The organism is Sphingomonas sp. FG14 (genome assembly GCF_057809675.1).
Window position 1 is genome coordinate 1 of record NZ_JBMDKK010000021.1, and the last position, 25,978, is coordinate 25,978.

28 protein-coding genes and 1 other RNA gene are annotated in these 25,978 nt (G+C 67.1%); 19 read left to right on the forward strand and 10 right to left on the reverse strand.

Annotated features, from left to right (window positions below; translation table 11 throughout):
- From infB to ACODTA_RS26785, 11 genes are all read left to right on the forward strand, one after another.
- Window positions 1-2,354: translation initiation factor IF-2 (infB, locus tag ACODTA_RS26735; RefSeq protein ID WP_489070222.1), on the forward strand; the 2,354-nt coding region annotated here is incomplete at its 5' end.
- A gap of 68 nt (window positions 2,355-2,422) precedes the next feature.
- Entirely contained in the window at window positions 2,423-2,815 is a 393-nt protein-coding gene (gene rbfA, locus ACODTA_RS26740) for a 30S ribosome-binding factor RbfA (protein WP_489070224.1), read from the forward strand.
- Between the two features lie 227 nt (window positions 2,816-3,042).
- On the forward strand, window positions 3,043-3,933 hold the full coding sequence (locus ACODTA_RS26745) for an alpha/beta hydrolase (protein ID WP_489070226.1): 891 nt from the start codon (window positions 3,043-3,045) through the stop codon (window positions 3,931-3,933).
- A 4-nt stretch (window positions 3,934-3,937) separates the two neighbouring features.
- Entirely contained in the window at window positions 3,938-4,513 is a 576-nt protein-coding gene (locus ACODTA_RS26750; protein WP_489070228.1) for a thymidine kinase, read from the forward strand.
- Complete coding sequence (locus tag ACODTA_RS26755) at window positions 4,510-5,061, forward strand: GNAT family N-acetyltransferase (protein WP_489070230.1); 552 nt, start codon at window positions 4,510-4,512, stop codon at window positions 5,059-5,061. Before ACODTA_RS26750 ends, ACODTA_RS26755 begins: the two co-directional genes overlap by 4 nt.
- A gap of 48 nt (window positions 5,062-5,109) precedes the next feature.
- Window positions 5,110-5,496 (forward strand): DUF6491 family protein, encoded by a 387-nt coding sequence (locus ACODTA_RS26760; protein WP_489070232.1) that lies wholly within the window; start codon window positions 5,110-5,112, stop codon window positions 5,494-5,496.
- Window position 5,497: 1 nt separating this feature from the next.
- Window positions 5,498-5,857 carry a DUF6491 family protein gene (locus ACODTA_RS26765; RefSeq protein ID WP_489070234.1) on the forward strand — a complete coding sequence of 120 codons (360 nt, stop codon included), beginning with the start codon at window positions 5,498-5,500 and terminating at the stop codon, window positions 5,855-5,857.
- Window positions 5,858-5,888: 31 nt separating this feature from the next.
- Window positions 5,889-6,785: a tRNA pseudouridine(55) synthase TruB gene (gene truB / locus ACODTA_RS26770; protein WP_489070236.1), complete on the forward strand. Its 897-nt coding sequence runs from the start codon at window positions 5,889-5,891 to the stop codon at window positions 6,783-6,785.
- Between the two features lie 24 nt (window positions 6,786-6,809).
- Window positions 6,810-7,079 (forward strand): 30S ribosomal protein S15, encoded by a 270-nt coding sequence (rpsO, locus tag ACODTA_RS26775; RefSeq protein ID WP_222989128.1) that lies wholly within the window; start codon window positions 6,810-6,812, stop codon window positions 7,077-7,079.
- Between the two features lie 168 nt (window positions 7,080-7,247).
- The gene (gene pnp / locus ACODTA_RS26780) at window positions 7,248-9,587 is read left to right on the forward strand and encodes a polyribonucleotide nucleotidyltransferase (RefSeq protein WP_489070238.1); all 2,340 of its coding nucleotides are present in this window, start codon (window positions 7,248-7,250) and stop codon (window positions 9,585-9,587) included.
- Between the two features lie 135 nt (window positions 9,588-9,722).
- The gene (locus ACODTA_RS26785) at window positions 9,723-10,727 is read left to right on the forward strand and encodes a sensor histidine kinase (protein ID WP_489070240.1); all 1,005 of its coding nucleotides are present in this window, start codon (window positions 9,723-9,725) and stop codon (window positions 10,725-10,727) included.
- 76 nt (window positions 10,728-10,803) lie between these two features.
- On the opposite strand, the gene ACODTA_RS26790 is transcribed toward ACODTA_RS26785, so the two are convergent.
- The 3 genes from ACODTA_RS26790 to mscL form a co-directional block, all read right to left on the reverse strand.
- Complete coding sequence (locus ACODTA_RS26790) at window positions 10,804-11,073, reverse strand: hypothetical protein (protein ID WP_489070242.1); 270 nt, start codon at window positions 11,071-11,073, stop codon at window positions 10,804-10,806.
- Window positions 11,074-11,227: 154 nt separating this feature from the next.
- Window positions 11,228-11,568, reverse strand: a transfer-messenger RNA (tmRNA) gene (gene ssrA / locus ACODTA_RS26795).
- Window positions 11,569-11,621: 53 nt separating this feature from the next.
- Window positions 11,622-12,044 (reverse strand): large conductance mechanosensitive channel protein MscL, encoded by a 423-nt coding sequence (gene mscL / locus ACODTA_RS26800; RefSeq protein WP_489070244.1) that lies wholly within the window; start codon window positions 12,042-12,044, stop codon window positions 11,622-11,624.
- A 115-nt stretch (window positions 12,045-12,159) separates the two neighbouring features.
- Here mscL and ACODTA_RS26805 point away from each other — a divergent pair, with 115 nt between their 5' ends.
- Genes ACODTA_RS26805 through ACODTA_RS26820 form a run of 4 tightly spaced genes read left to right on the forward strand, consistent with a single transcriptional unit; the run spans window position 12,160 to window position 14,852 of the window.
- Window positions 12,160-12,759, forward strand: coding sequence for a LemA family protein (locus ACODTA_RS26805; protein WP_489070246.1), 600 nt, complete (start codon window positions 12,160-12,162; stop codon window positions 12,757-12,759).
- A 10-nt stretch (window positions 12,760-12,769) separates the two neighbouring features.
- Complete coding sequence (locus tag ACODTA_RS26810) at window positions 12,770-13,639, forward strand: TPM domain-containing protein (RefSeq protein ID WP_489070248.1); 870 nt, start codon at window positions 12,770-12,772, stop codon at window positions 13,637-13,639.
- On the forward strand, window positions 13,639-14,322 hold the full coding sequence (locus tag ACODTA_RS26815) for a TPM domain-containing protein (RefSeq protein ID WP_489070250.1): 684 nt from the start codon (window positions 13,639-13,641) through the stop codon (window positions 14,320-14,322). The genes ACODTA_RS26810 and ACODTA_RS26815 overlap by 1 nt, the downstream gene beginning before the upstream one ends.
- Window positions 14,319-14,852 carry an NUDIX hydrolase gene (locus ACODTA_RS26820; RefSeq protein WP_489070252.1) on the forward strand — a complete coding sequence of 178 codons (534 nt, stop codon included), beginning with the start codon at window positions 14,319-14,321 and terminating at the stop codon, window positions 14,850-14,852. The genes ACODTA_RS26815 and ACODTA_RS26820 overlap by 4 nt, the downstream gene beginning before the upstream one ends.
- Before the next feature lie 206 nt (window positions 14,853-15,058).
- On the opposite strand, the gene ACODTA_RS26825 is transcribed toward ACODTA_RS26820, so the two are convergent.
- From ACODTA_RS26825 to ACODTA_RS26840, 4 genes are read right to left on the reverse strand one after another with little or no spacing between them, the layout of a single operon-like run.
- A complete protein-coding gene (locus ACODTA_RS26825) occupies window positions 15,059-15,337 on the reverse strand; it encodes an ETC complex I subunit (protein ID WP_489070254.1) in 279 nt (92 codons plus the stop codon).
- 52 nt (window positions 15,338-15,389) lie between these two features.
- Window positions 15,390-17,840, reverse strand: coding sequence for an ATP-dependent helicase HrpB (gene hrpB, locus ACODTA_RS26830; protein WP_489070256.1), 2,451 nt, complete (start codon window positions 17,838-17,840; stop codon window positions 15,390-15,392).
- A gap of 8 nt (window positions 17,841-17,848) precedes the next feature.
- Window positions 17,849-18,241, reverse strand: a complete 393-nt coding sequence (locus ACODTA_RS26835) for a DUF1801 domain-containing protein (RefSeq protein WP_489070258.1) — start codon at window positions 18,239-18,241, stop codon at window positions 17,849-17,851.
- Window positions 18,242-18,254: 13 nt separating this feature from the next.
- Window positions 18,255-19,271: a polyprenyl synthetase family protein gene (locus ACODTA_RS26840; RefSeq protein ID WP_489070260.1), complete on the reverse strand. Its 1,017-nt coding sequence runs from the start codon at window positions 19,269-19,271 to the stop codon at window positions 18,255-18,257.
- 96 nt (window positions 19,272-19,367) lie between these two features.
- Between ACODTA_RS26840 and ACODTA_RS26845 the strand changes: the two genes are divergently transcribed.
- From ACODTA_RS26845 to ACODTA_RS26855, 3 genes are read left to right on the forward strand one after another with little or no spacing between them, the layout of a single operon-like run.
- Complete coding sequence (locus ACODTA_RS26845) at window positions 19,368-19,649, forward strand: chorismate mutase (RefSeq protein ID WP_489070262.1); 282 nt, start codon at window positions 19,368-19,370, stop codon at window positions 19,647-19,649.
- Between the two features lie 7 nt (window positions 19,650-19,656).
- Window positions 19,657-20,538 (forward strand): ABC transporter ATP-binding protein, encoded by an 882-nt coding sequence (locus ACODTA_RS26850; RefSeq protein WP_489070264.1) that lies wholly within the window; start codon window positions 19,657-19,659, stop codon window positions 20,536-20,538.
- 30 nt (window positions 20,539-20,568) lie between these two features.
- Complete coding sequence (locus ACODTA_RS26855; protein ID WP_489070266.1) at window positions 20,569-21,372, forward strand: hypothetical protein; 804 nt, start codon at window positions 20,569-20,571, stop codon at window positions 21,370-21,372.
- Here ACODTA_RS26855 and ACODTA_RS26860 read toward each other — a convergent pair whose 3' ends face one another.
- The 3 genes from ACODTA_RS26860 to ACODTA_RS26870 form a co-directional block, all read right to left on the reverse strand.
- Entirely contained in the window at window positions 21,373-22,749 is a 1,377-nt protein-coding gene (locus ACODTA_RS26860; protein ID WP_489070268.1) for a sensor histidine kinase, read from the reverse strand. It lies immediately after the preceding gene.
- A 44-nt stretch (window positions 22,750-22,793) separates the two neighbouring features.
- Window positions 22,794-23,459, reverse strand: coding sequence for a response regulator transcription factor (locus ACODTA_RS26865; RefSeq protein WP_222989114.1), 666 nt, complete (start codon window positions 23,457-23,459; stop codon window positions 22,794-22,796).
- Window positions 23,460-23,533: 74 nt separating this feature from the next.
- Window positions 23,534-23,851, reverse strand: coding sequence for a hypothetical protein (locus ACODTA_RS26870; RefSeq protein ID WP_489070270.1), 318 nt, complete (start codon window positions 23,849-23,851; stop codon window positions 23,534-23,536).
- A gap of 109 nt (window positions 23,852-23,960) precedes the next feature.
- Here ACODTA_RS26870 and ACODTA_RS26875 point away from each other — a divergent pair, with 109 nt between their 5' ends.
- Window positions 23,961-25,745, forward strand: coding sequence for an ABC-F family ATP-binding cassette domain-containing protein (locus ACODTA_RS26875; protein WP_489070272.1), 1,785 nt, complete (start codon window positions 23,961-23,963; stop codon window positions 25,743-25,745).
- Window positions 25,746-25,978 lie beyond the last annotated feature (233 nt).

Below are 25,978 nucleotides of genomic sequence, written 5' to 3' on the forward strand. Positions count from 1 at the left end.
GCCCGCCGCCGCCCCCGCCGGTCGCGCCGCGCCAGCAGGACAGCCTGCTCTCGCGACAGGAATTGCAGGCCAAGCTGCTGCGCGAGGCCGAGGAAGCGCGCATGTCCGCGCTGGAGGACGCACGCCGCCGCGAAGAACAGCAGAAGCAGGCCGCGATCGAGGAAGAGAAGCGTCGCGCCGAGCAGAATCGCAAGGCCGAGGAAGAGGCGGCCAACGCTCCGCCGCCGGCACCCGAACCCGAGCCGGTCGCGACACCCGCCCCCGTGACCGCCGCAGCGGCTGCACCGGCGGCGGCGGCGACCGAGGCCCCGGCCGCGGCCCCCGCCGCGCCGGCGACCGCCGCGAAGCCGGAGGACAATCGCCCGGCCCCGCGCAAGTTCACGCCTGTGCCGAGCCCCAAGCGCCCCGAACCGCCGGCGCGTCCGGCGGCGCGTCCGCGCGGCGGCGACGATCGTCGCCAGTCGGGCAAGCTGACCGTCACCAAGGCGCTGGACGATAGCGAGGGCGCACGTGCCCGCAGCCTCGCGGCGCTCAAGCGCGCTCGCGAGAAGGAACGCCGCGCGCACTATACCGGCGGTGGCCAGCCGCAGGCGAAACAGGTCCGCGACGTCGTGGTGCCGGAAGGGATCACCGTCCAGGAACTGGCGAACCGCATGGCTGAAAAGGGCGCCGATCTGGTGAAGGCGCTGTTCAAGATGGGCGTGCCGGTCACCGTCACCCAGACGATCGACCAGGACACCGCGGAACTGCTCGTCACCGAATTCGGTCACAACATCAAGCGCGTGTCCGATTCCGACATCGAGATCGACACCGCGGCCGATATCGACGCGCAGGAGACGCTGAAGCCGCGTCCGCCCGTCGTGACGATCATGGGCCATGTCGATCACGGCAAGACCTCGCTGCTCGACGCGCTGCGCGGCACCGATGTCGTCACGGGCGAAGCCGGTGGCATCACCCAGCATATCGGCGCCTATCAGGTGCAGCTGAAGTCGGGCGACAAGATCACCTTCCTCGACACGCCGGGCCACGAGGCCTTTACCGACATGCGCGCGCGCGGCGCCAACGTGACCGACATCGTCGTGCTCGTGGTCGCGGCCGATGACGGGCTGATGCCGCAGACGATCGAGGCGATCAACCACACCAAGGCGGCCGGCGTGCCGATGATCGTGGCGATCAACAAGATCGACAAGGAAAACGCCAATCCCCAGCGCGTGCGCGAGCGCCTGCTTGAGCATGAGATCGTGGTCGAGGACATGGGCGGCGACGTCCAGGACGTCGAGGTTTCAGCGCTCAAGAAGCTCAACCTGGACGGGCTGATCGACAAGATCCTGCTCCAGGCCGAACTGCTCGAATTGAAGGCCAATCCCGATCGCGCCGCCGAAGGCACGGTGATCGAGGCCAAGCTGGACAAGGGCCGTGGCCCCGTCGCCACCGTTCTGGTCGGCCGCGGCACGCTACGCGTCGGCGACGTCTTCGTCGTCGGCCAGCAGAGCGGCAAGGTGCGCGCGATGGTCAACGACAAGGGCCAGCAGATCAAGGAAGCCGGCCCCTCCATGCCCGTCGAAGTGCTTGGCCTGTCGGGCACGCCGGGCGCCGGTGATCCGCTCTCGGTGGTCGAGAACGAAGCGCGGGCGCGCGAAGTCGCCGCCTATCGCGAACAGCTCGCCACGCAGAAGCGCACCGCGACCGCGCCTGCCTCGCTCGACACGATGTTCTCGTCGTTGCAGGCCAACAAGGCGCTGGAGTATCCGGTGGTCGTGAAGGCCGACGTGCAGGGTTCGACCGAAGCGATCGTCGCCGCGCTCCACAAGATCTCGACCGACGAGATCAAGGTGCGCGTGCTCCATTCGGGCGTCGGCGCCATCACCGAATCGGACGTGACGCTGGCCAGAGCATCAAACGCGCCGATCATCGGCTTCAATGTTCGCCCCAACGCCAAGGCCCGTGAAATCGGCGCACGTGACAAGATCCGTTTCAAATATTTCGACGTGATCTACCACCTGACCGACGACATCCGTTCGGAAATGGCGGGCGAGCTCGGTCCGGAAGCGATCGAGACCGTGGTCGGCCGCGCCGAGATCCGCGAAGTCTTCTCGGCGGGCAAGCACGGCAAGGCGGCCGGTCTGCTCGTCACCGAAGGCGCGATCCGCAAGGCGCTCAAGGCCCGCATCACGCGCGACGACGTCATCATCTACAATGGCGAGATCGCGTCGCTGCGGCGCTTCAAGGACGATGTGGCCGAAGTCCGCGCCGGCCTGGAGTGCGGCGTCACCTTCACGCAGAACTTCACCGACATCCGTTCGGGCGATTATCTCGAAACCTTCGAGGTCGAGATGCGCGATCGGACGCTGTGACGCGAACCTGCGAACATGGGCCGTCGCTTCGGAGATAATCCGGGCGGCGGCCGATTGGTGAACTGAAGATGCGAAACGAAACGCCCGAAACCCGCTCCGTCCGCGTCCTGCGCGTGGGCGAACAGGTGCGCCATGTGCTGAGCGAGATCCTGACGCGCGGCGAGGTGCATGACGATGTGCTCGCCAGCCATCCGGTTTCGGTGACCGAGGTGCGCATGTCGCCCGACCTGCGCCACGCGACGGTGTTCGTGAAGCCGCTGCTGGGCCGCGACGAGGAAGCCGTGATCAAGGCGCTGCGTACCAACACCGCTTATTTCCAGCGAGAGGTCGCCCGTCGCGTGAAGATGAAATATGCCGCCAGGCTGAAGTTCCTGGCGGACGAAAGCTTCGACGAAGGCACGCATATCGATCGGCTGCTGCGCGATCCGAAAGTGGCGCGCGACCTGGAAGCCGACGACTGACCGGATTGGGCCATGACGGCCCTCCCCGTCCATTTTCGAGAAGAGCCGGCTTCCACCTCTTCGCGCGGCGCAAATATCTTCGCTGTCGCGCCGCTGATACGAAGAGCCGGCTTCCACCTCTTCGCGCGGCGCAAATATCTTCATTGTCGCACCGCTGATACGAAGAGCCGGCTTCCACCTCTTCGCGCGGCGCTCTATGAAACCGCGCTTTGGCGGGAGTTTCGAATATGCGGTGCCTGATCTTCGCGCTTGCGGCGCTGTTGCCGGCGGTTCCGGTGCTGGCGAAGGACGAGATCCATCGCGCGGTGATCGCCGATCCGGTGGCCGATGCCGCCGCACCCGCCGGCATGTCGGCCTTCGTGATCCCGTCGGGCGACGGCGCGATGAACGCGGTGATGTACACCGCGTCGGGCAAGGCGCCCCACCCCACGCTGCTGCTGCTGCACGGCTTTCCGGGCAATGAGCAGAATCTGGATCTGGCGCAGGCCGCGCGCCGCGCCGGCTGGAACGTGCTGACCCTGCATTATCGCGGATCCTGGGGCAGCCCCGGTCATTTCTCCTTCGCCCGCTCCGCCGAGGACGCGCATGTCGCGCTCGCCTTTCTCCGCTCGGCGGAGGCGGTCGCCAAATACCGGATCGATCCCAAGCTGATCGCGGTCGCCGGACACAGCATGGGCGGCTTCATGGCCGCCGACGCCGCCGCCGACGATGCCGCCGTGCAGGGCCTGTTCCTGATCGATCCCTGGGACATCGCGGAAACCGCGACGGCGATCGCCTCGCCCCAGGGGCTGGCGGGGTGGAATCGCGGCGCGGCGGGCAATCTGCCCCCGCTTTCCGGCACCAGCGCCGACGCGCTGGCGAAGGAGATGACGGACAATCGCGAGCGCTTCGATCTGGCGCAAAGGCTGATCGCCTATGGCGACCGTCCGCTGACGATCGTCGGCGCCGAACGCGGCGGCGCCGCCACGGCGCGCCGGGTGGGCGGAGACGCCCAGTCGGTCGCGCGCCGCACCCAGATCCAGGTCTGGCCGACCGATCACAGCTTTTCCGACCACCGCGTGGCACTGGCCGACCTGCTCGTCCGCTGGCTGATCCAGATCGCGCCGCCGATCGGCTGATCCGATGGCCAAGCTCTATTTCTACTATGCGTCGATGAACGCGGGCAAATCGACGACCTTGCTGCAGGCGAGCTTCAATTATCGCGAGCGCGGCATGGAGACGATGCTGTTCACCGCCTCGGTCGACGATCGCTATGCGCGCGGCATGATCACGTCGCGCATCGGCCTGGCGGCGCAGGCCGAGCTGTTCGATCGCGCGACCGATCTGCGCGCCGCCGTCGAAGCCGAGCATGGCCGGCGGACGCTTTCCTGCGTGCTCGTCGACGAAGCGCAGTTCCTGACGCGTGACCAGGTGTTCCAGCTTGCTGGCGTGTGCGACGAGATGAATATCCCGGTGCTCGCCTACGGCCTGCGCACCGATTTCAAGGCCAATCTGTTCGAGGGCGCCGCGCATCTGCTGGCGATCGCCGACACGCTGGTCGAGCTGAAGGCGGTCTGCGAATGCGGCCGCAAGGCGACGATGAACCTGCGCGTCGACGCGACCGGCCATGCGGTGCGCGAAGGCGCGCAGACCGAGATCGGCGGAAACGACCGTTATGTCGCGCTGTGCCGCCGCCATTTCATGGAGAAGACCCGATGACCGCCGATGCCGCCGCCCTGTCGACCGTCCTCGCCGATGGCGATCTGGTGCTCGAACCGCTGGCCGAACGCCACCGCGCGGCGCTCAAGGCCGCCTGCGCGGAGGATCTGGCGATCTGGCCGATCTACGGCCTGTCCTATGATCCCGATCATTTCGACGCCAATTTCGAGATATTGGCGGCCGGCGGCGCCAAGCTGGGTTTCGCGATCATGCATGGCGGCGTGCTGGTGGGGATGAGTGCCTATCTGGCGATCGAGGGCCCGCGCGCCGTGGTCGAGATCGGCAATTCCTATATCGTGCCCGGCGCGCGCGGCACCGGCGTCAACCATCGGTTCAAGCGGCTGATGCTCGATCACGCCTTTGCCTGCGGCTTCCGGCGCGTCGAGTTCCGCGTCGATGTGCGCAACGCGCGGTCGATGGCGGCCGTCGAGAAGATCGGCGGCGTGAAGGAGGGCGTGCTGCGCCAGGAACGCATCACCTGGACCGGGCATGTGCGGGATACCGCGCTCTTCTCCGTCCTTGCCGATGAGTGGCATAAAGACGGCTGAACGCTTCCGCTCAGCATGCGTTCAGCGTCGGAAAGGCAGGATAGGCCGATGAAGACATTGCAACTCGCTCTGGCAGCTCTTGCCGCAGCCTCCGTGGCCGGCGGCGCGCTGGCCGCACCGCCGAAACCGCGCCCGATCGGCGTGGAAACCCAGATCCCCTTTGCCGATCATCGCGGCATCCGCGACTTCCAGGCCGATGGCGACAACGCGCTGTGGATCCAGGACCAGGGCCGCAACTGGTATCATGCCACGCTGTTCGGCCCCTGTTTCGGCCTGCCCTATGCGATCGGCATCGGCTTCGTCACCAAGGGGACGAGCGCGCTCGACAAATTCGGCCAGATCGTCGTGGAAGGCCGCACCTGCCAGATCGAGACCTTCGTCACATCCAACCCGCCGCCCAAAAAGGCGGATCGCAAGAAGAGGAAGGAAAGCTGAGATGAAAGCCCTGCTGATCGCGCCGCTGATGCTCGCCGCCGTTCCCGCCCTGGCCGAAGACGCGCCCCCGCGCGTCGGCGAGGAGGCCTCCATCCCCTTCGCCGACCGTGACGGCATCCAGGATTACAAGGCGGATGCCGATCGCGGCCTCTATATCCGCAGCATCACCGGCGAATGGTATTATGCCCGCACCATGGGCAAATGCGCCCGGTTGCAGTCCGCCAACGCCATCGGTTTCGCGACCGCGCCGGGCGGGAAGCTCGATCGCACCGGCGCGCTCGTCGCCCAGGGCTGGCGTTGTCAGCTCGACAGCCTGACCCGTTCGGAGGCGCCGCCCAAAAAGGCGAAGCGCGATAGCTGACTTTTCCGTGCTTCCGATCTAATCGCGGCCGATGCACGGCTGGATCATTCTCGACAAACCCCTGGAACTGGGATCGACGCAGGGCGTCTCCGCGGTGAAGCGCGCGCTGCGCGAGGGCGGCTATCCCAAGATGAAGGTCGGCCATGGCGGCACGCTCGATCCGCTCGCATCGGGCGTCCTGCCCGTGGCGATCGGAGAGGCGACCAAGCTTGCCGGCCGCATGCTCGACGCTTCCAAGATCTATGACTTCACGATCCGCTTCGGCATCCAGACCGATACGCTCGATGCCGAGGGCAAGGCCGTCGCCGAAAGCGACGTGACGCCGACGCGCGCGGCGGTGGACGCGATCCTGCCCGCCTTCACCGGCGCGATCGAGCAGATGCCGCCCGCCTATTCCGCGCTCAAGGTCGATGGCAAGCGCGCCTATGATCTGGCCCGCGCCGGCGAGGAGGTTGTGCTGGCCTCACGGAACGTGACCATCCACAGCCTCGCGCTGGCCGGCGAAACACCGGCGGACGGGCCGGTCGCCGCCGTCACCCTTACCGCCCATGTCTCGAAGGGCACCTATATCCGCAGCCTGGCGCGAGACATCGCGCTGGCGCTGGGCACCGTCGGCCATGTCGCCATGCTGCGCCGCACAAAGGCCGGCCCGTTCACGCTCGATCACGCGATTTCGCTGGACAATCTGGCCGAAGCCGCTAAGGCCCGCCGACTTGAAGACATAACCTTGCCGCTGACGGCGGGGCTGGACGACATCCCGGCTCTATCCGTCACCCCCGATCAGGCAAGGCTGCTCCGCCAGGGGCAGGTCTTGATCGGGATCGCCGCCCAGCAGGGCCTCCACCTCGCAACCCAAGCGGAAACGCCGGTCGCGCTGGTCGAGCTTTCCGGACATGAGCTCCGGGTGGTGCGCGGCTTCAATCTGTGAAGAGATGTCGAAGGAAGAAATGACATGACGATTACCGCAGAGCGCAAGGATGCGCTGATCAAGGAACATGGCCGTGAAGCCGGCGACACCGGCAGCCCAGAGGTCCAGGTCGCGATCCTCACCGAGCGCATCACCAACCTGACCGAGCATTTCAAGACGCACGCCAAGGACAACCACTCGCGCCGCGGCCTGCTGATGCTGGTCAACAAGCGCCGCAGCCTTCTCGACTATCTGAAGAAGAAGGATAGCGGGCGCTACAGCGAAATCATCGCGAAGCTCGGCCTTCGCAAATAATCCGAACGGCCCCGGAGACGGGGCCGTTCGCACATCCGGCCTGGCGCAATCCGGCGCCCTGGCGGGAACAGGCGGGCAGAATACCGGTCCCGTCACAAGCGCGCCAAATCCGGCGCGTACACATGATGCACCGGATCGCATCTGGCGATCCGGACGTAAGGAAAATCAATGTTCAACATGAAAACAGTCGAAATCGAGTGGGGCGGACAAACCCTCAAGCTCGAAACGGGCCGCGTCGCCCGCCAGGCCGACGGCGCGGTGCTCGCGACGTTGGGTGAAACCGTCGTGCTTTGCGCCGTGACGGCCGCGCGTTCGGTGAAGGACGGGCAGGACTTCTTCCCGCTCACCGTCCATTATCAGGAAAAATACTCGGCCGCCGGACGCATTCCGGGCGGCTTCTTCAAGCGCGAACGCGGCGCCACCGAAAAGGAAACGCTGGTTTCCCGCCTGATCGACCGCCCGATCCGCCCGCTGTTCCCGGAGAATTTCTTCAACGAGATCAACGTCATCGCTCAGGTGCTGAGCTATGATGGCGAAAACGAGCCCGACATGCTGGCGATGGTCGCCGCGTCGGCCGCGCTCACCATCTCGGGCGTGCCCTTCATGGGCCCGATCGGCGCCGCGCGCGTCGGCTATGTCGATGGCGAGTACATCCTGAACCCGACCGACGAGCAGGTCGCTGCGGGCGAGCTCGATCTGGTCGTCGCCGGTACGCATGACGCGGTGATGATGGTCGAATCCGAAGCCAAGGAGCTTTCGGAAGAGGTCATGCTGAACGCCGTGATGTTCGCCCACCGTGGCTTCCAGCCGGTGATCCAGGCGATCATCAAGCTGGCCGAGCAGGCCGCCAAGGATCCCTGGGAGATGTCGGCGGAGATCGACCGCAGCGAGACCAAGAAGAAGCTGAAGAGCGCGATCGGCAAGGACCTGACCGCCGCTTACAAGCTGACCGACAAGCAGGCCCGCCAGAACGCGGTGAACGAAGCCCGCGCCAAGGCGCGTGAGCTGTTCGCCGACGCGGAAGCCGGCGAGAAGATCGCCAGCCTGAAGCTCGTCAAGAAGCTGGAGGCGGAGATCGTCCGCCAGGCCATCCTGAAGGACGGCAAGCGCATCGACGGCCGCACCACCACGCAGATCCGCCCGATCGAGGCGATGGTCGGCTTCCTGCCGCGCACGCATGGTTCGGCGCTGTTCACGCGCGGCGAGACGCAGTCGATCTGCACCACCACGCTGGGCACCAAGGACGCCGAGCAGATGATCGATGGCCTGAACGGCCTGCGCTACGAGCATTTCATGCTGCACTACAACTTCCCGCCCTATTCGGTCGGTGAAGTCGGCCGCTTCGGCGCGCCGGGCCGCCGCGAGGTCGGGCACGGCAAGCTGGCATGGCGGGCGCTGCATCCCGTGCTGCCCACCAAGGACGAGTTCCCCTACACGATCCGCGTCCTCTCCGACATCACCGAGTCCAACGGCTCGTCGTCGATGGCGACGGTGTGCGGCGGTTCGCTGTCGATGATGGACGCCGGCGTGCCGCTGAAGCGCCCGGTTTCGGGCATCGCCATGGGCCTGATCCTGGAAGGCAAGGACTTCGCGGTGATCAGCGACATCCTGGGCGACGAGGATCACCTCGGCGACATGGATTTCAAGGTGGCCGGCACCAGCGAGGGCATCACCTCGCTGCAGATGGACATCAAGATCGCGGGCATCACCGAAGAGATCATGAAGCAGGCGCTCGCGCAGGCGAATGAAGGCCGCGCGCACATCCTGGGCGAAATGGCCAAGGCACTCGGCGAAACCCGCACGGAGCTTTCGGCGCACGCCCCGCGCATCGAGACGCTGCAGATCGACAAGTCGAAGATCCGCGAAGTCATCGGCACCGGCGGCAAGGTGATCCGCGAGATCGTCGCCGAGACCGGCGCCAAGGTCGACATCGACGACGAGGGCCTGATCAAGATCAGCTCGTCCGACCTGTCGCAGATCGAAGCCGCCAAGAAATGGATCCTCGGCATCGTCGAGGAAGCCGAGGTCGGCAAGATCTACAACGGCAAGGTCGTCAATCTCGTCGATTTCGGCGCGTTCGTGAACTTCATGGGCGGCAAGGACGGCCTCGTCCACGTTTCCGAGATCAAGAACGAGCGTGTCGAGAAGGTCGCCGACGTCCTGTCCGAAGGGCAGGAAGTGAAGGTGAAGGTGCTCGAGATTGACCAGCGCGGCAAGGTTCGCCTGTCGATGCGCGTCGTCGATCAGGAAACCGGCGCCGAGCTGGAAGACACCCGCCCGCCCCGCGAGCCCCGCGAAGATCGCGGTCCGCGCGGCGACCGTGGCGATCGCGGCCCCCGTCGTGACGGCGACCGCGGACGCGGCGGCCGTGACCGTGACCGTGGCCCGCGCGGCGACCGGGGTGATCGCGGCGATCGCGGTCCCCGCCGTGAACGCAGCGAAGGCGGCAATGACGACGGCCCCGAGCCCGAGTTCGCGCCCGCTTTCCTGAAGCGTGACGACGATTGATCGCATCGCGACACTGACAAAGGGAAAGGGGGCTTCGCGCCCCCTTTTCTTTATCTCCAATAACTTAGCACAGGAATCCGCTGACAAGCCCGGGGGCGCGTGATACGGTGCACCGTCGCAGCCGCCGGGGGGCGCATGTCGGGACGGGTACAGGCCTTTGTCGAGCGTTTGCCGCTGCTGGCGGATCGGCAGCCGCTCGCCATGCTGGCGGCGCTGGTCGCGGCGGGAATCGGCCTGGGGCTGCGGCTGTTATCCGCGCCCTGGATGCCGCCAGGCTATCCCTTCCTCACCTTCTTTCCGATGGTGGTCGCCACCACGCTGCTGTTCGGATGGAAACCCGGCACGCTCTGCGCCGTCGCAAGCGGCGCGCTGGCCTGGTATTTCTTCATCACGCCGACCACGATCTTCGCGTTCGACGCCGGCATCGCGGTCGCGCTGAGCTTTTTCGCGCTGGTTGTCGGCGCGGAGATCGGGCTGATCCACGCACTGCAGACCTTCGTCGCCCGCGCCGCGCGCGAACGTGAGACGAGCCGCATGCTCGCGGAGAATCGCGAACTGCTGTTCCGCGAGCTCCAGCACCGCGTTTCGAACAATCTCCAGGTCGTGGCCGGCCTGCTCACGCTGCAGAAGCGCGGCGTGACCGATACGCGCGCGCGCGACGCGCTGGATGAAGCCGCGCGCCGGCTGACGCTGATCGGCAAGATATCGCGCCAGCTTCACGATACCACGGGTGGCCATGTACCCGTCGGCCCCTTCCTCCATACGCTGTGCGGCGACGTGCTGTCCGCCAGCGGCCGCGACGACGTGGCGCTGGAACTATCGGTGGACGATGACATCGAGATCGGGCCGGACGCCAAGATCCCGATCGCGCTGATCGTCGCCGAATCGATCGCCAACGCGATCGAACACGGCTTCGCCGACGGTTCGGCCGGCAGCATCGGTGTTCGGCTCAACCGGACGTCGTCGGGGCTGTTGCTGGAGGTCAGCGACAATGGGACCGGCCCGCCCGAGGGTTTTCGACTGGAGGACAGCCAGAGCCTGGGCCTGCGCATCGCCCAGATGCTCGCCCGGCAACTGGGCGGATCCTTCACGCTGGTCCGCGAGGAACGCACCCGCGCCCTGCTGGCCATGCCCGGCTGAATGGACCTGAAACGGGAAGGGGCCGGCGCCACGAATGACACCGGCCCCTGGAAGCCGAAACGGGAGACCGCTTCGCCTAGCTTGTCTTCAACTGCTGCGCATTGACGTCCGCATCGTCGATCGCGTCGGCGGCCGCCTCGCCATTCTCGCGCACCGAATCAGCCTGGTTCTCCAGCATGTCCTCGGTCGCCTCGTTGACGGCGTTGTCCGCCTGCGCGTCGAGCGCGTCGGCCACGTTGTCGGCATTCGCCTCGACATTGTCGGCCAATGCATCGTCGCCCTTGCCGCCGCACGCGGCCAGCGCCACCAGGCTCGCCAGAGCGATCGATTTGAAAACTGTCTTCATTTCCTACCCCTGCACAAATGGGGCCGCGCGAACGTGCGCGGCGGAACAGGCACAAATCGCGGGACACCCCAAGGGTTCCGAGATTTGCGACGAACCGATGCAAAAGAAAAAGGCAGGTGGGGAGCTTCTGTTGCTCGGCGCTCCCCGTGCCGCCGGAATCCGATTCTGTTGCCCGGTTCGGCCCGAACCGCGTTCAAGCCTTGTAATCTAAGCCGTTAGGCCGTGATTACGCGGCAATCGCGAGCGCCTCGTTGTCATTGGCACTTGTGGTTTTGAACGGTTTTACGGCGCATTCAGGCCGGGCGAAAACATCGTCTTTGAACACACGTCGATCCTGGTTCGGCCCCGTCAGAAGCCCGCCGAAACGGGTTTTTGGTGGAGCCGCCGGGTACTGCCCCCGGGTCCGCTGCATCTATTCCACGACATCATTCATCGCCATCTCCGGACAAGTCCGGCGCGATCGATATAGGGAGGGGCGCACCAAATTGAAAGGGCGGGATGCCGCCGTCGCGACACCCCGCCCCATTTCATTGCCCGATCGCCCGCGCTTATTTGCTGCGCAGCGCGTCCCTGATCTCGGTGAGCAGTTCCACCTCGGTCGGCCCCGCCGGCGCGTCCTCCGCCTTTTTGTGGAAACGGTTGGCCGCCTTGACCAGCATGAAGATGGCGAAGGCGATGATCACGAAATTGATCACCTGCGTCAGGAAGGCGCCATAGCCGAACAGCGGCACGCCCGCCGCCTTCAGCGCCGCATAATCGGTCAGCGATCCGGTATAGGTGGCCGGCACGTCGCCCAGGATCACGAACAGCGACGAAAAATCGATATTGCCGAAGATCGCGCCGATCACCGGCATGATCAGGTCTTCGGTCAAGGAGGTGACGATCTTGCCGAACGCCGCGCCGATGATCACCGCGACCGCGAGGTCGAGCACGTTGCCGCGCGCGATGAACGCCCTGAATTCCTGGAACATCTGTCACTCCCTGTCTGCCTGCGGACAGATTCGCCCACTCTGCCGGTGAACGCAAGACGATTGCGGTGCGTTCGGCGGGGCTGTATTGCATGTGCAGGACAGTCCGGAGAGATACATGACCAGCGACCGCCTTCGTTTCGCCTTGCTCGCCCCGGCCGCCGTGCTGACGCTTTCGGCCTGCGGCATCAACAGCGTGCCCACGGCCGAAGAGAACGCCAAGGCCAAATGGGCAGACGTGCAGGCCGCCTATCAGCGCCGCGCGGACCTGATTCCCAATCTCCAGGCCGTGGTGAAGGGCGCCGCCGAATCGGAAAAGACGATCCTGACCGACGTGATCGAGGCGCGCGCCAAGGCGACCTCGATCCAGGTGAGTGCGAATGATCTGACCGATCCCGCCAAGGTCGCGCAGTTCCAGCAGGCACAGGCCCAACTCGGCGGCACACTCAGCCGGTTGCTCGCCAATGTCGAGGCCTATCCCGAGCTCAAGAGCCAGGCCAATTTCACGACCTTCATGAGCCAGATCGAAGGCACGGAGAACCGCATCAACATTACCATCCGCGATTATAATGCCGCAGTGCAGAGCTATAACACCACCATCCGCACCTTTCCGGACATGATCGGCGCCAAGATCATCCATGGCGCGAAGCCGATGGTCCCCTTCGAGGCCAAGCCCGGCGCGGATCAGGCTCCCACCGTCGATTTCAGCAAGGGTTGATCGAAACGCGATGAGCCATCCGCGCATCGCATCGCCGGCGATGGCGCATCATATGATGCGCCTGTCCGTGCTGTTCGCGTTACTGCTCGCTTCGTTCATACCGGCGGCACAGGCCCAGATCGTTCCGGCGAGCGCCTTTCCACCGCTGACAGGGCGTGTCGTCGACCAGGCCGAGCTGCTGACGCCGGAGCAGGAACAGCAGATCACGGTGCAATCCGATGCCCTTGAAAAGGCCAGCGGGCGGCAATTCGTCGTCGCGACCATTCCCGATCTCAAGGGTCAGGAAATCCGCGACTACGGCTATCAGCTCGGCCGCCACTGGGGGATCGGCACCAAGGAGAATGACGGCGTTATCCTGCTGGTCGCGCCCAATGAACGCAGGGTCGCGATCGAGGTCGGCTATGGGCTGGAACCGATCCTGACCGACGCGCTGTCGAGCCTGATCATCAACCAGCAGATCGTGCCGCATTTCAAGGCGGGCGACATGCCCGGCGGCATCGTCGCCGGCGCCTATGCGATCATGGAGCAGATCGGCCTGCCGGCGGATCAGGCCGCGACGCGGCAGCAGCAATTGCTGGCGGCGGACAAGGAAGCGCGGCGCGACGGCGGCGGATCGCCGCTGATCCTGCTGTTCTGGATGATCGTGGTCGCGATGATCGTGCTGCCGGCCCTGTTCAACGGCCTGCGCGGCAACCGCTATCGTGGCGGACGGGGGCCGGTGGTGATCTGGGGCCCGTCCTCCGGCGGATGGAGTTCGTCCTCCAGCAGCGATTCCTGGGGCAGCAGCAGTAGCGGCGGATCGTCCTGGGGCGGCGGAGGCGGCGGTTTTTCGGGCGGCGGCGGATCGTTCGGCGGCGGCGGCGCATCGGGGAGCTGGTGATGGCGAAGGTGAACCGGCTGAGCGAGGCCGACCACAAGCTGGTGAGCGACGCCGTGGCGGAGGCCGAACGCGGCACCGATGGGGAGATCGTGACGATCGTCACCGACCTGTCCGACAAATATCACGATGCCGGCCTGCATTGGGCGATCGGCATCATGTTCCTGGCGCTCGCGCTGTTCGCGGTGTTCCCGCAAAAGATCATCGCCATCCTCAGTTGGGCGGCAAATGGCTGGGAGCATGAATTTTCGCTGGGCGAAGTGCTGCCGATCCTTTTCGTCCTGCTTGCCGCCAAGTTCCTGGCGGTGCGCTATATCCTCGCCTGGATGCCGCTGCGGCTGGCGCTGACCCCGCGCGCGACCAAGGTGCGCCGCGTCCACGCACGCGCGATCCAGTATTTCAAGGTCGGCGCCGAAAGCCGCACCGTGAAGAAGACAGGCGTGCTCATCTACCTCTCGATGGGCGAGCATATGGCGGAGATCGTCGCCGACGAGGCGGTGCATCGCGCCGTCCCGTCCGAAAGCTGGGGCGATGCGATGGCCGCGCTGATCGACGAGGTCCGCGCCGGGCGCCCCGGCGAAGGCATGGCGGCGGCCGTGCGCCGGGTCGGCGCGATCCTCGCCGCGCATTTCCCCAAGGATTCCGCAGATCCCAATGAAATTCCCGATCGGCTGATCGAATTGTGAGCGGCGATATCGAACACACGGTCTGGCAGGGCCGCTTCATCACCGCGAAGACGCGCGGCAAATGGGAATATGTCTCACGCACGCGCGGGATCGAAGCAGCGGTGATCCTGGCCATCGATTCGGGTGCGGACGGCGACCATGTGCTGCTCGTCGAGCAATATCGCGTGCCGCTGGGTGCGCATTGCCTGGAACTGCCGGCTGGCCTTGTCGGCGACGAGGATGAAGGCGAGGCGATCGAGCTCGCCGCCGGCCGCGAGCTGGAGGAGGAGACCGGCTATCGCGCCGCCCGCATCGAGACGATCGGCCGCTTCGCCTCCTCGCCCGGCATGGTCTCCGAAACCTTCACGCTGGTGCGCGCGCACGGTTTGGAAAAGGTGAGCGAGGGCGGCGGCGTCGAAGGCGAGAACATCACGGTCCACCGCGTGAAGCTGGCGGACATCGCGGACTTCATCGCCGAAAAACGGCGGGGCGGCAGGGTGATGGACGTGAAGCTGCTGACATTGCTCGGGCCGGAGCTGCTGGGGCGCTGATCACGCCGTGCAATCCGGAACGGCGCGATTTTCCCTTTCCCTGATGTCACCCCGGCGAAAGCCGGGGTCCATGCGATGTCTCGCATCGGCGCGGTGGACGGACTGTATGGGCTCCAGCTTCCGCTGGAGCGACGATCGGGGAAGATCCTGCCTTTTCTTGCCCGATCGGCGACAAACCGGTCAGGCACATCATCAAACCGAACCGATTACCGGAAATTATCCGCGTAAGCCTGGATCTTCAGCGTCCGTTCCGGCGCGGCCACGATATGGCAGGCGATGCCCTCGCGATCGGCATAGGCCTTGGCGGCCTCCGCGCTCGGGAAGCTCAGCTTCACCTGCTCGCGCGTGTCGCCCGAGCCGGCCCAGCCCATCAGCGGATCGGGGCGCTTGCGCTCGGCGGGCTCGAATTCGAGCACCCAGCGGTGCGTGCGCGCCTTGCCCGACTGCATCGCGTTCTTGGGGGTCTGGTAGATTCGTGCGGCCATCTGTCTGCCCTCTTGTCCTTGCCGAGCCCCATACACGCGGCATCGCGCGGCTTCAACGCCGCGCGTCCGCCTTCTTCGTCCGAAGCGTCGCATTGGCGGCGGCCGGATCGTCGGGCCAGGGGTGGCGGGGATAGCGGCCGCGCATTTCCTTGGCGACCGCGTGCCAGCTCCCCGCCCAGAAACCCGGCAGGTCGCGCGTCGTCTGGATCGGCCGGCCGGCCGGCGATGTCAGGCTCAGCACCAGCGGCACACCGGCGACCATCGGATGCGTCGCCAGCCCGAACAGCGCCTGGACGCGTACCGTGACGGTCGGCCCCGCATCAGCCTCGTAATCGATCGCGTGATGGCTGCCGGCGGGGCTCGCGAAATCGGCGGGCGCCAGCGAATCGACCCGCTTGCGGCCCTCCCAGCCGAGCAGCGCGTCGAGCGTGCCCGAAAGCGCGGCGCCCTCCACGTCCGACAGCCGGCGCTTGCCCGCCACCAGCGGCGGCAACCACTGATCGAGCGTCGCCGCCAGCGCCTCGTCTGACAGATCGGGCAGTTCCGGGGCGGACAGGCGAGCAAAGCCGGCGCGACGGCGCAGCGACCGGGCATTCTCGCTCCATGGCAGCAGATCGACGCCGTGGAGCCGGACGCCCTCGACCAGCGCGGCGGCGATCGCCTGCGGATCGGCCTTCGCATCCTGCCCCTTGGCGAGCTGGATCGCGCCCAGCCAGCGCCCCTGCATCGCCCGCACGCCGCGCGTCGCCGGATCGAAACTCACATGCGCGCCGCTTTCGATCCGGTCGCCGAACAGCGCCTCCACCGTCGCGAAGTCGATCGCGGCGGCGGAGAGGATACGCGCGCCCTGCGCCACGCCCTGGATCTCCGCAACCGCCAGCCAGTCCGCGCGCGCGAGGGGCGACGTCGGATCGAGCCGGAAGCCGCGCCCGCCGACCGAAATCCAGTCCGCGCCATCATTGCCGCGCCGCCGCGACAGGCGATCGGGAAAGGCGAGCGCCACGCAGGCGCCGATCTCCGCATCGCCGCCCATATCGCCCGCGCCACCGCCGACCAGCTTCGCCCAGCGTTCGGCGAGCCGCCGCCCCGATTCGGCGCGTTGCCCGCGTTCGCCCCGCCAGCGCCGCAGCCGCAGTTCGAGATCGGCATCCTGTCCGCCAAGCCCGCGCTCGGACAATAGCACCGCGACCTGCGCGGCCAGCCGCCCCCAGCCGCGTCCGCTCGCCTCCACCAGCATATGGGCGAGGCGCGGCGGCATGGGCAGCTTCGCCAGTTGGGCGCCATGGCGGGTCGGGCGGCTATCGCCGTCGATCGCACCCAATGTCACCAACCGCCTGCGCGCTTCGGAAATGGCGGCGTCGGGCGGCGGATCGAGCCAGGCGAGGCTGCGTGGATCGCTCACCCCCCAAAGTGCGCAATCGAGCATCAGCGGCGACAGATCGGCTTCGAGAATCTCGGGCGGATCGAAACGCGGCAGCCCGGCCGTCGCCGCTTCCTCCCACAGCCGGATCGCGACCCCCGGCCCCTGCCGCGCCGCGCGGCCCGCGCGTTGCGTCACCGACGCCTGGCTGGCGCGTTCGGTGACGAGGCGCGTCATCCCCGCCGCGCGATCATAGCGCGGGCGCCGCGCCAGCCCCGAATCGACGACCACGCGCACGCCGTCGAGCGTCAGGCTGGTCTCCGCGATGCTGGTGGCCAGCACCAGCTTGCGCCGCCCCGCCGGCCCGGCCGCGATCGCCGCGCGCTGCGCGCCGGGATCGAGCGTGCCGTGCAGCCGGTGGAGATCGACATCGGCGGGCAGGCCGGTCAGCCGCTCGGCGGTACGCTCGATCTCCGCGACGCCGGGCAGGAAGGCGAGCACCCCGCCCGCCTCCTCCGCCAGCGCGCGGCGGATCGCCGCGGCCATCTCGTCCTCGATCCGCGCCTCCGCGCGGCGGCCGATATGGCGCAAGGTCAGCGGATAACTCCGCCCCTCGCTCTCCACCACCGGCGCGCCACCCATCAGCGCGGCGAAGCGCCCACCGTCGAGCGTGGCGGACATCGCGACCAGCCGCAGATCGGGCCGCAGCCCGCCCTGCGCATCGAGCGCGAGCGCAAGCCCGAAATCGCTGTCGAGGCTGCGTTCATGCACCTCGTCGAACAGCACGGCGGACACACCCGGCAATTCGGGATCGGCCTGGATGCGGTTGCGAAAAATCCCTTCGGTCAGCACCAGCACGCGTGTCGCCGCGGACTGGCGGCTGTCCATGCGCGTCGCATAGCCGATCGTGCCGCCGACGGGCTCGCCGGCAAGCTGCGCCATCCGCTCGGCGGCGGCGCGCGCGGCGAGGCGGCGTGGCGAGAGCAGCAGGATCTGGCCGGTGCACCAGGCTTCGCCCAGCAGCGCGGGCGCGACCGCCGTGGTCTTGCCCGCGCCCGGCGGCGCCACGAGCACGGCGTTTGGAGCCTCGCGCAAGGCGGCGAGCAGCGCGGGCAGGACGGCGTGGATCGGCAAATCGGCCATGGCCGTACTCAATCGCCCTTCGTCATCCGTGTCGGATCGCCAAGCTCGGCATTGAGCGCGGCGGCCGCGGCGGCGAGCCGGGAAACCAGGGTGGGATCGACCGGGGTCTCCTCGGCCATGACGAGATTGGCGAGCTCATATTTGCCGCTCGGCTTGATGCGGGGATCATATGCGGTCAGCCGCTTGCCCCGCCAGAAGCCGAGCAGCACGCGATGCGCCTCCGCCCGGATCAGCATGCACAGGCCGTTGGAGAGGAAGACGAGATTGCCCCATTTGATGATCTCGTCGAAGGGCGCGCCCGCCTGGATCGCCGCGCGCAGCATCTCGACGCGTTCGCGCTGCCAGCCGGTGAGTGTTGCGACATAGGCATCGGGGCTTGCCGCCGGCGCCATGCCACGCATCACCCGCCCGCCCTCAATAGGCGCGCGCGATCGCGAATTCGACCGCTTCGACCAGCGCCGCCTTGGCCTGGCTCGCGGGGAAGAGGCCGAGCGCGTCGATCGCGCGCTGGCCGTAATGGCGTGCGCGCTGCAGCGTGTCGGCGATCGCGCCGGTGCTGTTCAAAAGGGCGGTGGCATGCGCCAGGTCGGCATCGCTGATGCGGTGACCATGCATGGCGTCGCGCCAGAATTTGCGATCCTCGTCGCTGCCGCGCGCATGGGCGAGGATGACGGGCAGCGTCACCTTGCCGTCGCGGAAATCGTCGCCGACGCCCTTGCCCATCGTCTCCTCGTCCGAGGAATAGTCGATCGCGTCGTCGACAAGCTGGAAGGCGATGCCGAGATTGCGGCCATAGGCGTCGAGCGCCAGTTCCTCCGCCTCGCTGCGTTCGCCCACCACCGCCGCGATCCGGCAGGCGGCGGCGAACAGCGCGGCGGTCTTGGCGCCGATAATCTCGAGATAGCGATCCTCGCCCGTCTCCACCTGGCGCTGCGCGGTCAACTGGTTCACCTCGCCCTCGGCGATCACCGCCGATGCGTTGGACAGGATGCGCAGCACCTTCAGGCTGCCATCCTCCACCATCAGCTCGAACGAACGGCTGAACAGGAAATCGCCGACCAGCACGCTCGCCGGATTGCCCCAGATCATGTTGGCGGTGCGCCGGCCCCGGCGCAGATCCGATCCGTCGACGACATCGTCGTGCAGCAGCGTCGCGGTGTGGATGAATTCGACACAGGCGGCCAGCTTGTGCTGGCGCGTGCCCGCATAATCGAGCAGCCGCGCGCAGGCGAGCGTCAGCATCGGGCGCATGCGCTTGCCGCCGCCCGCGATCAGATGGCCGGCCAGTTCGGGGATCAGCGGAATATCCGACTGCATCCGCGCCAGGATCACGCTGTTGACCTGATTGAGATCGCCGGCGACCAGCGCCATCATCGGTTCGAGCGAAGGAACGCGCCCTGCGGGCGCGAGGCGGTGGATGGTCGCTGACATGGCGGCGCCTTGGCCCGGACGGCGGCGATATGCAAGCAATATGGCCTTGCTTTCGCGCGCCGCTCCCCCGAAAAGCCACGGCGACAGGGAGGCTCCATGACCGACGACCGGCTGACGCGCTATCGCGAGAGCATCGACAATATCGACGCGGCGCTGGTGTTCATGCTGGCGGAGCGTTTCAAGATCACCCAGGCGGTTGGCCAGCACAAGGCCGAAACCGGCCTGCCCCCCGCCGATCCGGGGCGCGAGGAGCGCCAGATCACGCGCCTGCGCGCGCTGGCGCAACAGGCGAATCTCGATCCGGACTTCACCGAGAAATTCCTGCGCTTCATCATCGATGAGGTGATCCGCCACCATCAGGGCATGCAGGCCGGCTGACGGGCGCATGACCGGCGCGGTCATCGAGGCACGCTCGGTCGCCAAGCGCTATGGCGCGGTGGCGGCGCTCGCGGGGCTCGACCTGGCCGTGCCCCAAGGTGGCGTGTTCGGGCTGCTCGGTCCCAATGGCGCCGGCAAATCGACCTTTTTGCGGATCGTGCTCGATCTGGTGCGGCCGAGTTCGGGCGAGGTACTGCTGTTCGGCGCGCCGGTCGATGCCCGCGTCCTGCGCCGGGTCGGCGGTTTCATAGAGGCGCCGCGCTTCCATCCCTATCTGACCGCCATGCAGACGCTGCGAAGCGTGGCGCTGACCGCCGGCATCGCCGATGCCGACGCGGAGGGCCTGCTCGATCGGGTCGGGCTGAGCGAGGCGGCGAATCGGCGGGTCGACGGCTTCTCGCTGGGCATGAAGCAGCGGCTGGGCATCGCCTGCGCGCTGATCGGCGCGCCGGAACTGGTGATCCTCGACGAACCGACCAACGGCATGGACCCCGCCGGCATCCAGGATATCCGCCGGCTCGTCCGCGACATCGCCGATCGCGACGGCGCGACGGTGCTGCTCTCCAGCCATCTGCTCGACGAGGTCCAGCGCATCTGCGACCATGTCGCCATCCTCGATCATGGCCGGCTGGTGACGAGCGGCCCGATCGCGGACCTGCTGGGATCGGGCGACCGCCTGCGGATCACCGCCACCCCGATCGCGCGGGCGATCGGGATCGCGGGCGCGGATGCACGCGCCGATCGCGAGGATGCGATGCTGGTGCCGATCGCACGAGCCGAAGCCCCCGCCCTGATCGCCGCACTGGTCGGCGCGGGCATCGCCGTCAGCGAGGCGCGCTGGGTGCGCGGCGACCTGGAAAGGCTGTTCTTCGAAAGGACGGGCCAATGATGGGAACTGGCCAATGACCGGAACCGGCCGATGATGCTGGCTCAGGCGATCTCGGGCGAAGCCTATCGCGCGCTGCGCAATCCGCGCGCGCTGTTCTGGGCCTATGCGCTGGTGCCGCTGTTCATCCTGATCTTCGGGCTGGGCATCGAGCTTGCGGTCAAATTCGATTCGAAGATGGTGCCGCCGACGATCGAGCCGCTCCGCCTCGCGATCCGTTCGCTCGGCGCCGGCGGCAACCCGATCGCGCAGCTTTTCTACGCGATCGGCGGCGCCGCGCTGGTCGCCAACGAATATCGCTGGGAAAGCTGGCGGCTGATCGGCCCGCGCAACCGGCGGCTCAACCTGATCATCGCCAAATTCATGGTCTATCTGGCCTTTGCCGCCCTGAGCCTCGCCGCGATCGTCGGTGTCGAGTTCTTCTCGGCGCTGGTCGCCGGGCTGGCGAAGGGCGCGCCGGTCGCCTGGACCGTGGATGGCGGGCCGGGCTGGGCTGCTTTGGCAATGGCCTGGGCGGCGTCGCTCGCCGAACTCGCGGCGCTGGGGGCGCTCGCCATGGCAGGGGCGGTCGCGACGCGGTCACTGCTCGGCGGCGCGATGCCCGCTTTCCTGTTCGCGCTCGGCCAGTCGCTGCTGCTCGCCTTCGCGCAGCCGCCCGCCGGCATCAACCGCGCGATCCTGCTGCCCGTCCATGCCGGAGACATGGCGCGCGGCTGGGCGCAGGGCGGATCGGGCGGCGATGCGCTGGCGGGCGCGGCGATGCTGGCCTGCTGGGCCCTCGCGCTGCTCTCGGCCGCGATCATCCTGTTTTCGCGACAGGATCTTTCGCGGGAGTGATCACGCCGCGGCGGGCAGCCTCAGCCGCACCATCAGCCCGCCCAGATCCTCGCTTTCCTCCAGCGTGACCGTGCCGCCATAGATTTCGGCGACGTCGCGGACGATGGCGAGGCCAAGGCCCGTGCCGGGCTTGCCGGTGTCGAGCCGGACGCCGCGATCGAAGATGCGCTGCCGCTCCTCCTCCGGAATGCCGGGGCCATCATCCTCGACCAGGCATTCGACGAAACCGCCGCTTTGCTGGACGGTGACGAACACGCTGCCGCCGCCATATTTCGCGGCATTCTCGATCAGATTGCCCAGCATCTCGTCCAGATCCTGGCGTTCGGTGTGCACGGCCAGGTCGCGCGGGCCGTCCATGTCGAAACGGACATGGGCGTAGAGCCGGCCCACGGCGCGCTCCACCGCCTCCAGGCTCTGCCACACGACGGCGCGGCTATGGGCATGGCCGCGCCGGCCGACCGCGCGCGCGCGCGCCAGATGATGGTCGACCTGCCGCCGCATCGTCGCGGCTTCGCGGATCACGGTTTCGGGCAGGTCGGCCGCATGCGCGGTCGCGGCGTTCATGATCACGGTGAGCGGCGTCTTCAGCGCATGCGCGAGATTGCCCGCATGTTCGCGCGCCTCCTCCGCCTGTTTCTCGTTATGCGCGAGCAGCGCGTTCAGTTCCTGGATCAGCGGCTGGACCTCGTCGGGCATCGCTTCCTCCACCCGATTCGTCCGCCCCGCGCGCATCGCGCCGATCGCCTCGCGCAGCTTCTTGAGCGGCCAGAGCCCATAAAAGGTCTGGAGCGCGGCCATCACGATCAGGCCAAGGCCAAGCAAGGCGAAGCTGCGCACCAATGTGCGGCGCAATGTCTGGATCTGATCGTCCAGCCCGTCGCGGCTCTGCGCGATCTGGAAGCGCCAGATCGTCGGCGAATCGGGGAGCTGGATGTCGCGCTCCATCACGCGCAGCTTCTGATCCTGGAATTCGCTGCTGTCATAGGTGTGGATCGCCGAATCGCGATGCGCGGCGCCCGTGCGCAGCCGCCGGTCCCACAAGGATCGCGACGGGAAAGGCTCCACGCCCTTCCCGGTCACCTGCCAGTACAGGCCCGAATTGGGTTCCAGGAAACGCTGGTCGGCAAGCGGCCGGCTGAAACGCACCTCGCCCACCGGCCCGATCTCCGCCGACGCGATCATCGAATTGAGCACATATTCCATGCCCGCATCGAAATTGCGCGTGATCGCGGTGGTCAGCACGCGATCGAGCGCGAGCCCGCCGCCGACCAGCAGCACCAGGATCCACAGGGCCGCAACGCCGATCATGCGCCGGCTGAGCGATCCGGTGTTGCGCTGCTTCGGCAGCTTGAGAGCGGCGGGCGCGGGTTCAGTCATCGGCGTCGGCGTGGCCCCGCATCGTCTTCAGCACGAAGGCGCGATCACGCCTCCGGATCCTCCAGGCTGTAACCCAGGCCACGGATGGTGGTGATCACGTCCGGCCCCAGCTTCTTGCGGATCCGCGTGACGAACACTTCGATCGTGTTCGAATCGCGGTCGAAATCCTGATCGTAGATATGTTCGATCAGCTCGGTGCGGCTGACCACCTTGCCCTTGTGATGGAGCAGATAGCTCAGCAGCTTGTATTCCTGCGCGGTCAGCTTCACCGGCGATCCCGCGAGCGTGACCTTGCCCGATCGCGTATCCAGCCGGACGTCGCCCGCCACCAGTTCGGACGAGGCATTGCCCGATGCGCGACGAATCAGCGCGCGCAGGCGGGCGATCAGTTCCTCCGACTGGAAGGGCTTGGCCAGATAATCGTCGGCGCCCGCGTCGAGCCCGGCCACCTTGTCGGACCAGCTATCGCGCGCCGTCAGCACCAGCACGGGCATCGCCTTGCCCTCGCGGCGCCAGCGATCGAGCACCGTCAGCCCGTCGATCTCGGGCAGGCCGAGGTCGAGCACGACCGCGTCGTAGCTTTCGGTCGATCCCAGGAAATGGCCGTCCTCGCCATCGGTGGCGAGATCCACCGCATAGCCCGCGCCCTCCAAGGTGCTGCGGAGCTGCTGGCCGAGGCTCGGCTCGTCCTCAACGATCAAAACGCGCATCTCTTCCCCTTTTTGAAACGGGTATTCGCCGCAACCCTACACCGGGGACGCGGGACTTGTCGAAGGTCTAGAAGCTAGCGCCCCGAACGGCCGACCTCGCGGCCGTTGCGTGCATCCACCTCAACCCAGAACACCTTGTAGTCGCGCTGGAACTTGAGGCGATAGATGGCGCGTTCCTCGTCATATTCCGGGCTCGCGCGCAGATAGGACGCACCGCTCGCCTCATAGCGCGGCACCACCATCGCCTCGATCCGGTGCAGCGGCATCACATGGCCCTTGCGGCTCGCGTCATAGGCCGAATCCTGTTCGTCGCGGCGGGATTGTGCCTCTGCCGCGACGGGCGGAAGCGCGGCCGAAAGCGCGAGTCCGAGGGATACAAGAAGACGAGTCATTGCGTTCATGGGCTTGTGGCATAGGGGGAAAGCGTTGAATAGGCCATGAATAGCCGGTTCATCGAACCGCGATCCGGCGCCCCCAAGTTCAGGACAATCAGAGCGTTCCATGTCAGCCCCCGTCCTTGCCTATGAAGATCTCGGCCTGATCCAGGGTTCGGGATGGCTGTTCCGCCACCTCGACCTGTTCGTCGGCCCGCGCGACCGGCTGGCGCTGATCGGCCGCAACGGCGCGGGCAAGACGACCCTGCTCAAGCTGATCGCCGGTGCGATCGATTGCGACGAGGGGCGGCGCACGATCGTGCCCGGCACCAAGGTCATCCTGCTCGAACAGGAACCCGCGATGGCGGGCCATGCGACGCTGATGGAGTATGCGCTGTCGGGCAGCGATGCGCCGGAAGCCCATGAGGTCGCCGCGATCGCCGATCAGCTCGGCATCGACATGGACCGGCCGGCGGCCACCGCCTCGGGCGGCGAAAGGCGCCGCGCCGCCATCGCGCGCGCGCTGGCGCTCGATCCGGACGTGCTGCTGCTGGACGAGCCGACCAACCATCTCGACATCGGCGCGATCGACTGGCTGGAGGACTGGCTGGGCCGCTATCGCGGCGCCTTCATCGCGATCTCGCACGATCGCACCTTCCTGACGCGGCTGACGCGCCAGAGCCTGTGGCTCGATCGCGGCACGCTGCGCCGCCACGAGATCGGTTTCGGCGGTTTCGATGCCTGGACCGAAAAGGTCTATGAGGAGGAAGAACGCAACGCCCAGCGGCTGGACGCGAAGCTGAAGATCGAGGAGCACTGGCTCCAGCGCGGCGTCACCGGCCGGCGGCGGCGCAACCAGGGCCGGCTGGCGAAACTGAAGGAAATGCGCGCCACCCGCGCCGCGATGCTCGGCCCGGCGGGCACCGCCGCGCTTTCGATCGGCACCGACGATGTCCGCACCAAGACGGTGATCGACGCGGTCGGCGTCACCAAGCGCTTCGGCGAACGCGCGGTGATCAAGGACTTCAGCTTCCGCATCCAGCGCGGCGACCGGATCGGCATCGTCGGCAGCAACGGCGCGGGCAAGACGACCTTGCTGAAGCTGCTGACCGGCGAGATCGAACCCGACGAAGGCAGCATCAAACTGGCCAAGACGCTCGACGGCGTGATCATCGACCAGCAGCGCAGCCTGATGGCGCCGGAAAAGACGGTGCGCGACGTGCTGGCCGATGGCGGCGACTGGATCGAGGTGCTCGGCGCGAAGAAGCACATCATCGGCTATCTGAAGGAATTCCTGTTCGAACCCGGCCTGGCCGATGCCAAGGTGGGCTCGCTTTCCGGCGGCGAGCGCTCGCGCCTGCTGCTCGCGCGCGAATTCGCGCGGCGCAGCAACCTGCTGGTGCTCGACGAGCCGACCAACGATCTCGACCTGGAAACGCTCGACCTGCTCCAGGAAGTGATCGCCGATTATGAAGGCACGGTGCTGATCGTCAGCCACGACCGCGACTTTCTCGACCGGACGGTAACGGTCACGCTCGGCCTCGACGGATCGGGCCATGTCGATATCGTGGCGGGCGGCTATGAGGATTGGGAACGCCAGCGCAAGGCGCGCCTGCAACCCGCGCGCGCCACCGCGAAGGCGGCGCCACCGCCACCCCCGCCGCCCGCTAAGGCGCGGACCAAGCTCAGCTACAAGGACCAGCGCGACCTGGACCTGCTGCCCGGCCGGATCGAGGAAATCGAGGCCGCGATCGCGCGCGACGAGGCGGCGCTCGCGGATCCGGACCTCTATACGCGCGATCCTGGGCGCTTCGCCGCGCTCACCAGGGCGATCGACGATGCGCGCGCGGAGCGCGACGCGGCCGAACTGCGCTGGCTCGAACTGGCGGAGATGGCGGAAGCGCTCGATTGAGCCGCCACGCCTTTCCGGCGCCAGCCGCAACGCGCCAGATCCCGACATCCCGTTCGGGCTGAGCCTGTCGAAGCCCCGTCTTTCCTTGGCATCGAAACAGAAGGACAGGGCTTCGGCAGGCTCAGCCCGAACGGCGTGAAGGCCGGCGCGTCAGCCTGACGCCAGGCGCCAGAGAACAGGCGTCCGCGCATTCCACACCACCGAAATGACGATTCAAGTTGCTGCCTTCGAGT